Origin of the sequence: Bradyrhizobium sp. 2TAF36, from assembly GCF_052114925.1 — a bacterium.
GTDB classification, from domain to species: Bacteria; Pseudomonadota; Alphaproteobacteria; order Rhizobiales; family Xanthobacteraceae; genus Bradyrhizobium; species Bradyrhizobium barranii.
This window is the reverse complement of record NZ_JBFRFR010000119.1, coordinates 1-15,503: the sequence shown is the minus strand read 5'-3', so window position 1 is coordinate 15,503 and position 15,503 is coordinate 1. Positions and strand designations below refer to the sequence as shown.

14 protein-coding genes and 2 pseudogenes are annotated in these 15,503 nt (G+C 58.8%); 5 read left to right on the top strand and 11 right to left on the bottom strand.

Features of this window, described 5'->3' with window-relative positions:
- The 6 genes from AB4Z51_RS40715 to AB4Z51_RS40690 form a co-directional block, all read right to left on the bottom strand.
- Positions 1-708: branched-chain amino acid ABC transporter permease (locus tag AB4Z51_RS40715; RefSeq protein WP_441499391.1), on the bottom strand; the 708-nt coding region annotated here is incomplete at its 3' end.
- A 52-nt stretch (positions 709-760) separates the two neighbouring features.
- Entirely contained in the window at positions 761-2,005 is a 1,245-nt protein-coding gene (locus tag AB4Z51_RS40710; RefSeq protein ID WP_071909853.1) for an ABC transporter substrate-binding protein, read from the bottom strand.
- Entirely contained in the window at positions 2,002-2,682 is a 681-nt protein-coding gene (locus AB4Z51_RS40705) for a cysteine hydrolase family protein (RefSeq protein ID WP_441499390.1), read from the bottom strand. The genes AB4Z51_RS40710 and AB4Z51_RS40705 overlap by 4 nt, the downstream gene beginning before the upstream one ends.
- Positions 2,683-2,717: 35 nt before the next feature.
- Positions 2,718-3,659, bottom strand: coding sequence for an allantoinase PuuE (locus AB4Z51_RS40700; RefSeq protein ID WP_441499389.1), 942 nt, complete (start codon positions 3,657-3,659; stop codon positions 2,718-2,720).
- Complete coding sequence (locus AB4Z51_RS40695; protein WP_085400549.1) at positions 3,656-4,879, bottom strand: CaiB/BaiF CoA transferase family protein; 1,224 nt, start codon at positions 4,877-4,879, stop codon at positions 3,656-3,658. Before AB4Z51_RS40695 ends, AB4Z51_RS40700 begins: the two co-directional genes overlap by 4 nt.
- Positions 4,872-5,753, bottom strand: a complete 882-nt coding sequence (locus tag AB4Z51_RS40690) for an HpcH/HpaI aldolase/citrate lyase family protein (RefSeq protein WP_441499388.1) — start codon at positions 5,751-5,753, stop codon at positions 4,872-4,874. Before AB4Z51_RS40690 ends, AB4Z51_RS40695 begins: the two co-directional genes overlap by 8 nt.
- 178 nt (positions 5,754-5,931) lie before the next feature.
- Between AB4Z51_RS40690 and AB4Z51_RS40685 the strand changes: the two genes are divergently transcribed.
- Positions 5,932-6,861: a LysR family transcriptional regulator gene (locus tag AB4Z51_RS40685; RefSeq protein ID WP_071909849.1), complete on the top strand. Its 930-nt coding sequence runs from the start codon at positions 5,932-5,934 to the stop codon at positions 6,859-6,861.
- A 926-nt stretch (positions 6,862-7,787) separates the two neighbouring features.
- On the opposite strand, the gene AB4Z51_RS40680 is transcribed toward AB4Z51_RS40685, so the two are convergent.
- From AB4Z51_RS40680 to AB4Z51_RS40670, 3 genes and pseudogenes are all read right to left on the bottom strand, one after another.
- Positions 7,788-8,183 carry a response regulator gene (locus AB4Z51_RS40680; RefSeq protein WP_049826499.1) on the bottom strand — a complete coding sequence of 132 codons (396 nt, stop codon included), beginning with the start codon at positions 8,181-8,183 and terminating at the stop codon, positions 7,788-7,790.
- A gap of 9 nt (positions 8,184-8,192) precedes the next feature.
- A complete protein-coding gene (locus tag AB4Z51_RS40675; protein ID WP_441499387.1) occupies positions 8,193-8,567 on the bottom strand; it encodes a response regulator in 375 nt (124 codons plus the stop codon).
- A 163-nt stretch (positions 8,568-8,730) separates the two neighbouring features.
- Positions 8,731-8,974, bottom strand: a pseudogene (locus AB4Z51_RS40670) (PilZ domain-containing protein).
- 581 nt (positions 8,975-9,555) lie between these two features.
- Here AB4Z51_RS40670 and AB4Z51_RS40665 point away from each other — a divergent pair.
- Positions 9,556-9,834 (top strand): DnaA N-terminal domain-containing protein, encoded by a 279-nt coding sequence (locus AB4Z51_RS40665; protein WP_441499386.1) that lies wholly within the window; start codon positions 9,556-9,558, stop codon positions 9,832-9,834.
- A gap of 619 nt (positions 9,835-10,453) precedes the next feature.
- Entirely contained in the window at positions 10,454-10,654 is a 201-nt protein-coding gene (locus tag AB4Z51_RS40660) for a hypothetical protein (protein ID WP_049826497.1), read from the top strand.
- A gap of 136 nt (positions 10,655-10,790) precedes the next feature.
- Here the strand turns inward: AB4Z51_RS40660 and AB4Z51_RS40655 are convergent.
- A protein-coding gene (locus AB4Z51_RS40655; protein WP_441499385.1) for an IS630 family transposase occupies positions 10,791-11,739 on the bottom strand; the annotation gives its coding sequence in 2 pieces (ribosomal slippage) (positions 10,791-11,402 and positions 11,404-11,739; 948 coding nt in all).
- A 541-nt stretch (positions 11,740-12,280) separates the two neighbouring features.
- Positions 12,281-13,156, bottom strand: coding sequence for a transglutaminase-like domain-containing protein (locus AB4Z51_RS40650; RefSeq protein ID WP_441499384.1), 876 nt, complete (start codon positions 13,154-13,156; stop codon positions 12,281-12,283).
- A 184-nt stretch (positions 13,157-13,340) separates the two neighbouring features.
- Here AB4Z51_RS40650 and AB4Z51_RS40645 point away from each other — a divergent pair, with 184 nt between their 5' ends.
- Positions 13,341-14,237: a transglutaminase family protein gene (locus AB4Z51_RS40645; protein WP_441499383.1), complete on the top strand. Its 897-nt coding sequence runs from the start codon at positions 13,341-13,343 to the stop codon at positions 14,235-14,237.
- A 1,015-nt stretch (positions 14,238-15,252) separates the two neighbouring features.
- A pseudogene (locus AB4Z51_RS40640) lies at positions 15,253-15,503 on the top strand (integrase core domain-containing protein); the annotation flags it as partial.

Genomic DNA, 15,503 nt, shown 5'->3' with positions numbered 1-15,503 from the left:
GCCAAGCCCTCCGAGAACGACTACGACAAAGGCAGTGATGATCAGATCGACCCCTGCGGTTGGAAACGTGTAGAACATCGGCGTCAGGATGCAGCCAGCCACCGCCGCACAGGCAACGCCGGCGCCGAACGCCAGCCGGTTCAGCCGCTGCGTGTTCACCCCCATCAGCGAAGCGGCATACCGGTTTTGCACCATGGCCCGCAGTGCCTTGCCGTCGCGCGACAATTGCAGAAACGCGATCAACGCTCCCGCCATCAAAAACGCGACGATGAAGGCGTAAAGTGAGCTCACGGAGATGGCGACATTCCCGACGATAAGGGATTGCGAGGAATAGGCCGTCTGAACCGAACGGTAGTCAGGGCCCCAGAAGGTAAGGGCAACGTTCTGAAGTACCACCGACAGGCCAAAGGTCGCGAATATTTGCATCGCATGTGGCGCGTGCAGGATCGGCTTGATCACCACGCGTTCGGCAAGCAAGCCAAGCCCGAACAGAACCGGTGTGACGATAAGGATAGATACATAGGGGTCGATTCCCCACAGCGTATTGAGCCAGAAGGYGCCGAACATGGCGAGCATGATGAACTCGCCTTGCGCGAAATTGACGATCCGCAAGACACCAAAGATCAATGTCAGGCCGATCGACAGCAATCCGTAGACACCGCCGATGAGCAGGCCCGAGACCAGCAATTGAGGAAGGATGTCCAGCATCTTGTATCCCGGCTATGGGCGATGACTGGCATTGCCAGCCACCGCGGCCAGATCAACGCTTGTCCCAAGTCTGGAGCGGCACCAACACCGGATCGCCGGTCTTGAGGTTATCCGGCGCCACCACGACGAGTTTTCCATCCTGCCACTGCTGCGCGACCGGGAAGGAACGCTCGTTCTGCCCCTGCATCTCGCTACCCGGCTTGGCGAACTTGACGCCCCAGCCGAGCGAGGTGCCGCCGGCGGGAATGTCGAGCGCAAGCGCTGCCTCCTTCAGCTTGGCCGGATCCGTCACGCCTGCCGTGCGCAGCACCTTGTCGAGCAAAATGTAGGTACCGACAAAGCCCTGGGTTCCGACGTAGGATGGCGCCTTGCCCTGACTAGCCTGGAAGCGCTTCTGAAACTCGGCGAGCAGCGTTCGCGCCTCCTCTGAGAGCGCCGCCGGATTGATCCCCGCCGACCCCTCGGTGTCGAAGATTCCATTAACGGCGCTCCCCAATCCTTCACCGAAGCTCGCCAGACCGTAAATGCCGCCGGTACCGATGAAAGCCCCGACATTGACGCCGAGCTGCTTCATCTGGCGCTGGATCAGCAGCGCGTCATTGGCATAGGACGAAGCGATGACGATGTCAGCGCCGCTCGCCTTCATGCGCAGCACGAGCGGGGCGAGATCAGTGGTCGTGGCTTTATATGGCAGACGCCCCGCGACCTTGAAGCCGAGGTCCTTGGCCTTTGTCTCGGCCGCGGTTGCAACAGAGGTACCGTAATCCGAATCTTCGTGAACGATGAGCACCGTGAGATCGGCAGGCTTCTTGCCAAGACGCGGCGCAATGGCGCTCGCGGCGAGACTGGCGGCAAGCTGCCCGTTCGAGCTCGCCGTGAACACGAGGCGGAAATAGCCGTTGAAACCGCGCTTGGTCAAACCGTCGGCGATGCCGCCGGTCTCCCAATACAATCCGCCGCGGCGTTCCACCACCTGGCTTGCTGCGTAAGACAGCCCGCTCGAATAAGTACCGGTTATGATCTGCAGATTCTCGAGCGAGGACAGGCGCTCGGCCTCCGACTGCGCCTTGTCCGGGGTCGACGCATCGCCCTGGACGAGTTCGACTTTCTTGCTGGCGATGCCGCCTTTCTCGTTGATCATGTCAACAGCGATACGCGCGCCATTGAGATTTTCATTACCGAGCAGCGCCAGGCCGCCTGTCAGGGGGTAGAGCGCCCCGATGCGCCACGTCTCTTGCGCGCCCGCGGACACGGTCGATGCGGCGAACACGAGAGCCGCCAATACGAGACGTTTCATTGTCTATCCCCCTTGCTGTGTTTCTGCAGGCTGGCGATGACGGTGGCCGCATCCGTCACGTCGGCGAATTGCCGATCCATGTCGAAGAGGCTGATCGCGTGCGAGATCGGCAACCGGTCGAACACCGCGTCGGCCGGAACGATCGCGCGGTAATTGTAGGAAGCGGCGTCGAAGACGGTAGCGCGCACGCAATTGCTGGTTGCACCGCCGAGCACGATCACGGTGTCGATATTGCGTTCGACCAGATAACCGAGCAGTGGCGTCCCGTGGAAACCACTCGGCTTCTTCTTCACGAAGACGATATCCCCTGGCTTGGGTCCGACCTCGGGCAGCAATTCAGCGCCCATCGTTCCGTCGATGCACCAGTCATCGCGCTCCTTCATGAAGGCGCGCTTGCGACCATAGACACCAATATCATTGCCGCTGGCGTCGAGGGCGAAGCGGGTCAGGAACACCGGAACGCCCGCCGCTCGTCCGGCATCCAGGATGGTCGCGATCCGATCGACCGCCGCCCATCCTATTTCACCGCAGGACGAGGGATAGCGCTCGTCGCGAATGCCGCGCTCGCCGACCATGTAGCGTTGCGCATCGATGACTACGATCGCGGGCCTCACGCCGAAACCCATCCGCTGTGCAAACCGCCCTCTCGCCAATACGGCGCGGTCGGCCTCACCCAAATAGCTATCCCAGATCTGCGTGCCGGTTGTGTTGTTCATCGGTCATCCTCGGAGGGTGCGTGGTGGGCGTGCCAATGCTCGGCGACATCAAGGCGCCTGCAGACCCAAACGCGGTCATGCTTGAGGATGTGGTCGAGGACGTTCGCCAGAGCCCGTGCCCTTGCCGGCCGTCCCGTGATGCGCGGATGAAGGCCGATTGACATCAGCCCGGGCTTCTCGGTGCCTTCCCTGTAAAGCTGGTCGAAAGTCGACTTCAGATAGCCCTCAAAATCGTCGGGCGCCGAAAAGCCGGAGGGAGCCGCGAACTTTCCGTCATTGGCATCCATCGTGTAGGGCACGACAAGATGGTTCTTGCGCTCGACCTCGACCCAATAAGGCAGCTCGTCATTGTAAGCGTCCGAATCGTAGCGGAAGCCGCCCTCCTCGACGATAAGGCGGCGCGTATTCTCGCTCGGCCCGAAACGGCAATACCAGCCGAGCGGCCGCTTGCCGGTCGTGCGCTCGATAGACGCAACCGCGCGCGCGATGCGCTCTCGCTCTTCCTCTTCGCTCAAGCGGAAATGCTCTTCCCAGCGCCAGCCATGACAACAGACATCGAAATTCGAAGCAGCGATGGCCTCCGCTACCTGTGGATTGCGTTCCAGCGCGACAGCACAGCCAAACACCGTTGCGGGCAACTGCCGTTCCTGGAATAGATCGAACAGCCGCCAGATTCCGACCCGGCTGCCATATTCGTACATGGTCTCGAACGCGAGGTCGCGCTGTCCGGCCGGCACCCGCCCGCCCGGGGCCTCGGCAAGGCCAAGCTCGGTACGACCGCTGCCGTCGGGAACGCTGTATTCCGACCCTTCTTCATAGTTGATCGCAAAATTCACGGCGATCCGGGCGTTGCCAGGCCAGCGCGGATCGGGGCGTTTTCGGCCGTAACCTACGAAATCACGCGGATGTTCGGAACTTGGCCGCCAGACGCCTGTCATGCTCTGTCCTCTCCCTGTGCAGGGAGCCGGCCTGCGGCCCGCAACTCATCAATGATCTCGTCGCGATCCTGGTCGATCCGTGCGCCGGTGCGACGGATAGCGCCGGGCGTGCGCGACATCACCGGGAAGACGTTCTGCATCCGCACCGGGCCGAGATCCTCGTCCGGTACCGAGACCACCGAGTTTCGCGCGATATATTGCTGATCGCCGAAGATTTGCTCAACATCATAGATTGGCGCAATCGCGGCCTCGACACGCTCAAAGGTCTCGAGGACTTGGGGCAGATCATGTTTGGCGATCCAGCCACCGACGATCCGATCTATCTCCTCGACATGCTTGATGCGGTCGAGGTTGGTCTGGAAGCGCGGATCATCCGCCGTACCCGGGCCCCCCGTCAGGTCGAGCACACGCTTGACGATACTGGGTGTCGCCGCCGAAAGCGCCACCCAGCGCCCCTCACGCGTACGATAGGCATTGCGCGGCGCATTGTTGACCGAACGATTTCCAGTGCGGTTCTGGATCACACCGAGCTGGTCGAAGATGATCGGTTGCGGTCCCAGCAAGGCAAAGATTGGTTCGTAAATGGCAAGATCAATATACTGGCCCTTGCCGCTGCCGCCGATGTCACGTTCGTAAATCGCGAACATCGCCGCAAAGCAGCCGTAATAGGCCGCAATGCCGTCGGCGAGCCCAAATGGCGGCAAAGTCGGCGGGCCATCGGGCTGGCCGGTTATATGGGCGAAGCCGGACATCGCCTCCGCCAGCGTGCCAAAGCCAGCGCGTCGGCTATACGGCCCGGTCTGGCCGAAGCCGGTCACCCGCACCATCACAAGCCGGGGATTGATCTTTGAGAGCACGTCCCAGCCAAGCCCCCAACCTTCCAGCGTTCCGGTTCGGAAATTCTCCACGAGAATATCTGCGTCGACGATCATCGCCTTGAAGATCTCGGCGTCCGCGGCGGTCTTCAAATCGAGCGCGATGCAACGCTTGTTGCGCCCAGTGGTCTTCCACCAGAGGCCGTGCCCTTCTTTTTTGGCGCCCATGTTCCGTAACGGATCGCCGCTCGGGTGCTCGATCTTGATGACGTCGGCCCCGAAATCGCCCATGAGCGTCGAGATGATCGGCCCCGCGAACAGCGTCGCGCAATCAATGACGCGCAAACCCTTCAGAGGGCCCGCGGCTGCAGGCATGGCGCGTTCGGTTTTCATCGTTTCAGGCATGGTGGGCCGCCCCTTCGACGATTCTCAGCACTGCGTGGGCCCGGTCGATAAATGGTCCATCGGCCATGACGCCATCGACCATGAACGCCCCGACCCCGCGCGCGAGCATCTCTTCGGCTTTGGCGACGATGCGCCGCGCATTTTCGATTTCCGCGGGGCGCGGAAAGAATACCGCGTTGGCGATGTCGATCTGACTGGGATGGATACAACTCTTTCCCGCAAGACCTAACGCGCGGCCGGCTTCAGCATCCATACGGAACGCTTCGCCATCCGCCACGCCGACGAATGCTCCGTCAAAGGCGTCGATACCGGCTTCGGCAGCGGCAAGCCGGACAGCCAGCCGCACCGGCGCCAGCGCAAGCGGACTACGCTCGACTCCAAGTGGTTCGAACAGATCGCCGAAGCCCAGCTGCAAGCCGATAACCCGCTCATGGGACAACGAGATCTCGGCCGCCACACGAAGGCCTCGGGCGGTTTCGATATTGGCGAGAATGCCAACGCGGCGGCCGATACCGTTTTCGCGCTCGAGCCGATCGAGGAGGCCCGCCGTCTCCAGGATCGTTTCGGCACTTTCGACCTTCGGAAGATTGACGATGTCGAGGCCGGGTCGCACGACCGCCTCAAGATCGTCGGCAAAGAAAGGCTCGCCCCAGGGATTGATGCGGACAATCACGACCTTTCCCGACGTTGTGCGACGTTCAAGCGCCCTCGCGACGTAGTCGCGCGCTTCGATCTTGCGGTCTTCCGCCACGGCATCTTCGAGATCAAACGAGATTGCATCGGCGGCCGATTGCCACGCTTTGTCGAACAACTCGGGACGGGAACCCGGTACGAAGAGCTTGCTTCGCATCGACGGGGAACGGGTAGCAGACATCGCCACGACCTACCTATGAGAGCGGGTTATACCTCGCCGTCCAGCGAGCCCCCGTTTTCGCGTTGGCTTTTCCGGAAAGCCGCGTCATTCCATCCTTAGATTGCTTGTTCGGCAAATATAATGTTGTTAGAGGGGCATTCCTGCAAGGAATGGCCTTAAACAACTAAAGCGTGTAGCCATGGACCTTCGCAAGCTTCGATATTTTGTCGACGTCGTCGAGGCCAAAAGCATCAGCAAAGCGGCTGCGAGTCTTCACGTAGCCCAGCCTGCCTTGACCAAGAGCATCCAGTCGCTCGAACAAGAACTAGGTGCAGTGCTTTTGCAACGCTCGGCCAAGGGTGTTGCTATGACGGAAGCAGGGGCCAGGCTCTACGAGCACTGTCAGATTGTCTTTAAACAACTCGACCGGGCCCGGCACGATGTACGCAAATCGATCGAACGACCGTCGGGTGTAGTGACCGTCGGACTACCGCACAGCTTGATGACGGTGCTCGCCTTGCCACTGTTGCAGCTCACTACGGCGCGTTATCCCGATGTTCGCCTGGAGCTGAAGCAAGAGCACACCCATTTGCTGGTTAACGATATCCGAGCGGGAAAGTTGGATTTCGCCGTAATGGCAGAACCGCGCTCAGCATCGGGCCTGCACTGCCAGCAACTTCTGAAAGAGGAGCTTCTTTTTGTCGGACCGACCTCAGCCGACCTGAGTGCCCGTCAGACCCATATTTCCTTCCTGGATGCTTCGGTGCACGAGTTTATCCTTCCGTCGGTCGGCAATGGCCTTCGCCATACGGCAGAAGGACATTTTCGCGCCCGCTCCCTGCCGCTCAACGTCAAACACGAAGTCGACGCCATCGCCCTGATCACGCAATGCGTACAAGCCGGGCTTGGCGTCTCGCTGCTGCCAGGCGGCTGCATTCGCATGGATGCCGACCAGGGCCGTATTCGGGCGATGCCCTTCGCGGAGGGGGGCTGCCATCGTACCATTGTGTTGTGCCAGGCGGCGGGAGCAGCCTTATCTCCAGCGGCGGCCACCGTGGTGGCAGTAGTGGAAGAGGCTGCCCGGGAATTGGTGACTGGCGGTCAGTGGCTTGGAGCTAGGTTGGCTTGAGGGATTCTCGCGTTGCAACTGCGCATTCGACAGCCCGTCGCAATCTACGCCAACATGCGCGTGCGATCTGCCCTTTTGCCTTCGAAACATCGCTTTGTTCTCCGGCCCAGCTTCTTTGAGCCAGTCTGGATGAAAGCTCGAATTTGCGCTGCCCCATGGTAACGATACCATCTCCTGCCGCTTTCTTGCGACCGGTCACTCCTTTGAAATCCGACAGGGATCGTCTAGACCTCTTTCGGCTTCAAGGTCGCTTTTGACCGACGATCCTTCCCTTATTCCAGGGCTGGCGAGTACGCTCGCGAGGGTGGCTTGAACACATTGGAAGGCTCCACCGTGCCCTCCTGGTCCACACCCGAGCGAGATAGGAGCGTGGTCGGTCGCGCAAAGTGATAGCCAGGAACTCTTCGACGGATCTGCGCTAATAGTTGCCGGTCATCGGGTTTGCGACTCCGGGCCGATCACGACGAAGCAGGGATCCGCGCGTCGATCGGTGAGCGAGGTCTCAATACACGCAATCGGGGTTCAGAGGCACCGCACCAGTTTCGCACCGGAAACCATTTTGCCTCGATAAGGGCCGGCAGCAATGGCGTGTAAGCGAATCGCGCAATCCTTACCGAAATGAAGCTCGCTGAAAGCGCGGCAAAGATGTGCAGTCGAAACTCCTCACAAACGGTGCTACCGGCACCTTCAACTGCGCGAAGGCCGCGGAAAACCTGAAATAGAGCTGTCGTCGCTATCGACGGGGCTCCGGGTTCGACAAGCTCATCGGCGGTTGAACTGCCGACGCCGTGCGACGCCTCTAGACAAATCGCGTCGCTTACCTGTGGGCCCACGAAGGAGTTCAGAACGAGGCCGGCGTGAGGTTACATGCCAGACCTCGTGCCCTGTACAACTTGGGCGGCAAGCCGTCCCTTAGGCGCAAGGATTTACGATTCTCCCCGAGGCTCGTCTTGCCTTTTCCCAGGCTTTCCATCCGGTAGGACAGCATCGATCATGCGCTTGAGCGTATCCAGCGTACATGGTTTGGCCAAAACCGGCATTCCTTCAAATCCGTCGGGCACACCTGTGCTGCCATATCCACTCAAGAAAATGAGGGGCAGCCCCCGGCCCCTTACCAGTTCGGCAACTGGCAGCACGTTGTCGCCGTGCAAATTGATGTCGAGGATCGCGAGATCATAGTCCTCAATCTCTGCAAGAGATCGCCCCTCATCTACGCTTCCCGCCTCAGCGATGACCCTATGTCCGAGCTCCTCGACCATCTCGGCAAGCATCATCCGAATGAGCGCCTCATCTTCCACAAGGAGGATCGATGCCTGCATCATGTTCTCGTCTCAAGCCGTGCCTGAACCGCCGCCCGAGCGCTCGTTGAGGAGCTGAGAGACCGCTATTGTAACCTGCGCGGGCGCGGACGGTTTCTGAAGCATTATACTTTTGGGAACACGCTGTGCCGGCCATTCGTGGGCTGCCACACCCGACACGTAGACCACGGGAAAATTGGGATCGACATCGCGCACCGCCCGCGCTACCTCCCACCCGCTGAACCTCCCCAACAGATTGGTGTCTATGACAAGGGCACGGTATGCAACGAGCCGCCCCTTGAGCACCGTCACAGCCTTCTCCTTGGTCTTGGCGATGGCCACCTTGAATCCTCCCTGGCTCAAAGTATCATCGACGATGCTTTGGATTGCATMCTCGTCTTCAACCACGAGGACTATCGGTAGTATTTTGGTCAAAGTTGCCCCTGGGCACACGCGCACTGAATGTTACAAGGTGCACACAAGCTTAAAGTTCCCCGACCCGCCGGGAAATTTCGGCATTTTGGGAGATGACGGTTCAGGCTTTATCCGAAGATTTCTTTGCATTGGCGGTTTAACGGAGGAAGCTGACCTCCAGCTCTTCGCCGTTTACTCGGTCGAGCTGACAACGGCGATAGGCAAGTCCCGTGGAGGAAAGCAGAAGAAAGAACATTGAGGGTTCAATCCCTTCGCCCCGACATCCGAAACTCCTTAAGCATGCAGGCGCGACGCCAAGTGCCATCGATGGCCATAATGTGCGCGGGCAGTGGATGCTCGAAGGTGACGCGGCGGCCGTCTTGCTCTTTTTTTGCAGGCATTAGCTAAATCGAACCGATCCCGCCGTTGTATGCCAACCAACTAAGAGGACGCAGCCAAGTTCGGGAAAACTTGGCACACTGTCCCCGCCGCCACAAGGCGGCTCTTTATTTCCGCCAAAATGGCGCCGGCCGGGCCCGACTGGATCCACGAAATCAAGTATGACGGCTATCGCCTGCGCGTCGAGCGCCAGGGAAGACCGTGCGCCTCTTCACCCGCAACGGCTACGACTGGACCAGGCGCTTCCCTTCCCTCGGATCGTCGAGGCCGCGCTAAAAGGACCGCGAGCAGCAATTCGTCATCGACAGCGAGGCCGTGGTGCTCGGCGTCGACGGCGCATCGGACTTGGAATCCGGGCCGAGTGCGTTAAGCAGCAGCATGGCAACTACCGCAAAAACGGTCAGAATTTTCACAGTGTCACGCCTCGACTTCAGAGCAATCCCGTTAGTCACGCCAAACCGCAAGCGGTTCACATGCTGCCGCTGCTCAATTTAAATTTCGCTCATGCAAAAGCCATTTTTTTTGGCTCCTTGCAGTAAGCACGCATTTTGACCACCTCACCGCTTTCTTCATAGATATTTTCGTGGGGGTTTTGATGTGCGTATTTTCTGAGACGCAGAACTACGCAATCCAAGCACGACTGAATTTCATCTTAGGCGCGAAGAACTACGACGCCTACTTCCTGGGAATCCAGTGCGCCGCGATGTCTGAGAGCCTCGTCGTCGTTTACGTGCAAAGTGAATTCACCGCCCACGCAATCACGGAACGGTATTCGACCACGATTGCTGTTGCGGTTGAGAGCGTTATTCAGGAGCCTGTATCGAAGGTCACCGTGCTGGCAGGGCAGAACCAAGCGCGTTGAGTGTGAACTTTCAGTGCTAAAATGCTGTGAGAAGATTCGAGTACGTTGTGAATCAACACGGACGTCGGGAGGTCATATGCCCAGCGGGGCTCCTAGATCCTCTATTGATGCGCAACACGGGCGTTAAATCTCCGCTCAACGTTTCAGCGCGTAGAGCCCACCCCGGATAAAGGCCGGGGTTTTTCATTTGCGCAACACCCCTGCAAAATCAGGCGCTATAGCCAACAGGACGCCTAGCGAATGGATCAGTTACGCCCTGACCGAGCTTGAAGTGGCTCTCGCACGATCCCACCCTACGGAGGAAAGCGCGGCAGCGTGACCCGCGTAACACACCGTTAGGGACAATGAGAGCAACGTAGGAACAGAGCAATTTGCTTCAAATTATCTCGCCGGAGGTGAGAGCATGAGTAACGCCGAATACTTACTGCACCAAGCAATCAAGGCAGAGAGATTGGCCAGGAGCGTAAACGATACGCTGACTATCGAGCGCCTTCAGGCATATGCAGCGGACTGCCGGAAGAAGGCAGCCGGGCAGCCAGAGTTTGCGGCAGCCTAAGCCACCGTGTTTGCGCTTTGAACAAGCTGCCCATTGCGGCGTTCTCATGGTAGAGGACCGAGCATGCCCTACGCCCTGTTTGAAGACGATCAGAAGCTCAGCAAGGAATTTTCCTCCGAGGAGGAAGTTTGGACTCACGCCGATGACGCCGGTCTTGTTGAGGTTGTTGATGGGAAGACAGTCCTGGAAGACGGCTACACCATTCAGCCGTGCAAGCCTGACGATGAGACCGAGATCCCTGCCCCGCCACCGGCGGTGCCCTGAATTGTTGCCCCCCGCCTTCGCTATCCCATCGCCACACCATCCAGAACTCTTATAGCTCCGCTAGGGCGCGAACCCTCTGCCGACAAATCGCTCCTCACAGCTTCAATGGGCCAAGATGGAAGCACCCTAGAGCGTTTCACATTTTGACTGAAGCATAACCGGCGCTTGCGAAGTAGTTGGCGCATTCGCGAGGCTGGATGTCCTGGACGAGGTGACCGATGTGGCGCCAAGTGTCTTCGATGGTGCGCTTCTGAGCTTGCCGCATCCAGTGTTTGATCTTGGAGAAGGCCTGTTCGATCGGGTTGAGGTCGGGCGAGTATGGCGGCAGGTACCAGAGCCTGGCGCCAGCAGCCTGGATCATCTGCCTGACAGCTTTCGACTTGTGGCTTCCGAGATTGTCGAGAATGACGATGTCGCCTTCGCGCAGGGTTGGCAGGAGAAGGTGCTTTACATAAGCGCGGAAGCATTCACCGTTGATCGGGCCGTCGAAGACGCAGGGTGCCGTGAGTTGGTCATGGCGGAGCGCGCCGAGAAATGTGAGGGTACGCCAGTGACCGTGCGGGGCGAAGCCGCGCAGGCGTGCCCCTTTGGGGCCCCAGCCCCGCAAAGGGGCCATGTTGGTCTTGATCCAGGTCTCGTCGATGAAGACGAGCCGGCGCGGATCGAGCCCGGCCTGCCAGGATCGCCAACGCTGACGCCTACGAGAGACGTCGGCGCGAGCCTGTTCGAGAGCGAACAGTGTTTTTTTTGAACCGCAGCCCTTCCCGGCGCAGGAATAGCCAAACCGCGTTGTGTGAGACCTTAACGCCACGGGCCGCCAGTTCCGCCTTCAGACCATGCAGCGTCAGGTGTGGCGTCTGAGTGACCCGCTCGACGATGAAGGCGCGGTGCGGATCAAGCACAGGCTTGCGGTGACCGCCCATCTTGCCAGGCATAACCGAGCCGGTTGCCCGCTGCCGCTGTGACCACTTCACAACCGACGAGACCGCAACACCAAACCGTTCCGCCACAGACCGGCAGCTCTCGCCCGCCAAAACCGACGCCACCACACGCTCGCGAAGATCCAGGGAAAGAGGTCGGGTCATGCGATGCTGGCCTCCAATCCAGTCAGCATCTTGAATCACAATCCGCCAAAAACCGGAATCCCCTCCGATTCAATTAAGCAATGAAACGCTCTAGAAGCTTCGCAGCCGCGAGCTTTTTACTTTGCATCCTGCGTTTCGGCCTGCCTTATGCTGGCCTCCCACGGATCCGGGAGGATGACGCGAACGGGACGGTCGTCGGGTGAACTTCGAATTTTCGGTTGAGCTTGAGTTCTTGTTGGCTCAGCGAAGGCCGATCGATATCAAGGCGATCGACACCGCAACCGAAGCTGCAACAAGTCGTACGTCAAGCATCAAGGCGCTGCCGAGCAATACCACGCCCACAAGATTGAGCAGGCTGAGATGTCGGGCAATCAGGCAGCGCAGCAGGCGGCACCGAGCCAGGATACCACCGCCAGCGGTTAGTCTCACACCTAGGGTGAACGCCAATCAGTTGGTTTCAGAAACCCTCAAGTGAAGCGACGGGAAAGGATTGGCTTTAGCGAACTTGTCGTTTCCAAACTCAGGCGTGGCCTCGAATTGCTCAAGCACATTGTCGTTGGGCAAGCTGCTGCGATGCATGACCATTCGGCTGAAGCGAAACCGCATCGTAGACCAACACCTCTTCAGTCACTACGTTGAAGCGTACCAGCTTCGTCGGGCCAAACGCAGTTGAGATAGCGACGTCAGCTGCATCTCTTCCGCGAGCAATGACGATGCGGCCGATCCGGGGATGGTTGTGCCTCGCGTCGAACGTATACCACTTCCCGCCAATGTACGCTTCAAACCAAGCGCTAAAATCCATCGGTGCCGGATTTCGCGGGACGCCAATATCGCCGAGATAGCCTGCGCAATAGCGGGCTGGGATGTTCATGCATCGGCACAGCGCTATCGCGAGATGTGCGAAGTCACGGCACACGCCTATACGTTCTTCATGTCCTTCGGAGGCCGCCCGATCACTTCGCGCGTATTGGCTGCCGAATTGGATGCGATCGTGGGTATAGTCACAGATCGCCTGAACCCGCTGCCATCCGCCATTAATCGAGCCGAATAGGGACCAAGCGAGATCTGAGAGTTTTTGCGTATCGCAATACCGACTGCCTAGCAAGTATACTAGGGTGTCGTCTGGCAAGTCTGGGACCGGGGCTTGCACAGCATCTACAGCTACGACATCGGGTAGACCGCTGTCCTCGATAACGAACTCGTTGCTGATCTCGATCAGCCCGGCCGGGGCAACAAGGCGCGTACAAATATTTCCAAACATATCGGTGTAATTTTCGGCCGAGACATTTGGCGAGAAAAGGGCTCGGTGCGTGCCAAGGAGATCCGCTTGGCGAGACGGATGGACACTGAGCATCAACACCATGGGGACGTCTTGGGAGCACTCAAACGCGATATCATAGCCTGCGCGAATCTTCAAAGCCGTCTCCCTACCCGTCACCGTTGACCGTGGCAGACAAGCTCGCTCGGCAGGTGTTGGTTCCTCGAACTCATCGGCCTATCCTGCTGAAATGAAAGGCAGTTGCGCGGACTTAACAACCGCATTTTCTTCTTGCGAACTACGGTCAAGACCGCGTCTTATCTTGCGGTATCGAGTGGAAGCGATGACCGTTTATACTGTCCATCACAGCACCGTTTATCGCTACGGCAAGCCCGTAAGGCCCGGTCAGCACCAACTGCTGTTTCGTCCAAGGGACAGTTTTGATCAACGGCTACTCGACTGCAAACTTGCGATTGATCCAGAGCCGGTCGAAATTCGCTGGATACATGACGTCTTCGGCAATTGCATCACGCTGGTCGAATTCAATACTTTCTCAGACGTGCTAGAGTTTCAAACGACGATCCGCCTCGACCATACTCCAGAGAATGCCCCAGACTTTCGGATCGAGGAATRCGCTCGAGAGCATCCGTTCGCTTATGATGGCAACGAGCTGCCGGATCTGAACCCGTACATCCGCCGCCATTACCCAGGTGATGCAGCTGTTGACCAATGGCTCTTGAAGTTCGTGGCGCCGGGCGTCAACCGCCCTACTGGGCAGTTGCTAATGACGCTCAACGAGGCGATCGCGGAGGGATTTTCCTACCAACGCCGCACAATGCGAGGCACCCAAACACCCGCGGAAACCATAGGTCTTCAACGGGGGACTTGCCGCGACTTCGCGCTGCTGATGATGGAAGCCGCGCGCTCGCTCGGCTTTGCCGCCCGCTTCATCACCGGTTACGTTTATGTGCCCGATCGCGATGGACCGACCCGCTTCGGTGGCGGATCGACGCACGCCTGGTGTTCGATCTACGTCCCAGGCTCCGGTTGGGTCGAATTTGATCCAACCAATGGCATCCTTGGGAATCGGGACCTTATTAGAGTCGGCGTTGCTCGAACCCCGGCTCAGGCTATCCCTCTTTCAGGCAGTTATTGGGGCGATGCTGGGGATGAAGCCAGCATGGAAGTCACGGTGAACGTAAAATCCGTGCCGATCGCCGAAGCCGAAGATCGCATCTGAAGCAGTGCCCATCTCACCGAAGATAATGAGACACGTCCTTTGCGCGCGACGCAAGTTCGCCTCCACTTTGTCGATTTCCGCTTGGTTCGCTCGACGAAAGCAGCGGGTTCGTCTCGAGACATCTCGGACAGCGCCTTTTGTTGTGACGACGTTGCGACAGGGTTAGGTCACATATGCAGTGACACCGCGTCATTTCAACCTGCTGCGTTTATCGCTCCCAGCGATACCGCCTCCGAAGGTTTGTCACCTTAGGCAGAACTTCGCGTCGTGCGCCTCCGGCCCCTTGAAAATGAAGGTGGTCTTTGTCTCGCCTTGCCCCCGGCTGAAGGACGGATCCGACCCCCTGCTCGTTTGTTACAAGCTCCCCAGGCAAGCTGTCATTTTTGGCGGCAGGAACATCCATCCGAAAGAGACATCCATGACCGGTCGCTGCAAGACGTTTAGAATTCCAAAGTCCGCGTGACGCAGGAGTCAGCTCATAGCAGACCAGCCGAAAAGTGCTGATCTTGACGCTCTGAAAGAGGTCTTGGCAGTTTCGATGGTGTTTGTATCTAATTCTAGCCGGGCTGAAAATCTAAAACTTGTAAAAACGATGTAAATCAACCTCAGATCCCCGGCTCGTTGGTGCCGACAGCTAGCTCGGTAGTGAGCCTCACGCAGATCGGCGGCAGCAACTTCGGCAAGTGTCGCGCTAACGGTTTGTCACTTACGCAACTCACAAAAATACCCGCCGCCAGTGGAGCGAATGGCGAATCTATCTTGCCGCTTATCACCGGCTGCCGGTTCTACGGAAGAGTTCGCGCCTCGAGGTACTCGCTGTCCCCGCAAAGGAAGGCGTGATCCGGATTCCGATACCTACTGTCGGTATAGAAATCGGGGCAGTCAACGCCGTGACCTTGCCCCGCGGGTTTAATCCAGTTTGAAGTTCGTTCTGGCCCACGACAAGGACCAGAGCATGAAGCGCAGCCGCTTTTCGGAAGAGCAGATCATCGGGATCTTGAAGGAGCATGAGGGCCGCGTGGCATGGCACTACATCGCGCCGGGCAAGCCCATGCAGAATGCCTTCATCGAAAGCTTCAACGGCCGGCTGCGCGATGAACTGTTGAACGAGACGCTATTCACGTCGTTGGCCCAGGCCCGCGTCGCGCTCGGATGCTGGCGGGCCGATTACAACGAGGCACGACCACACTCGCAGCTCGGATGGAAGACGCCGTCCGAGTTCGCCTTCACCTGCCACCCGCGCCGGGAGCCGGCGCTGCGCTATGC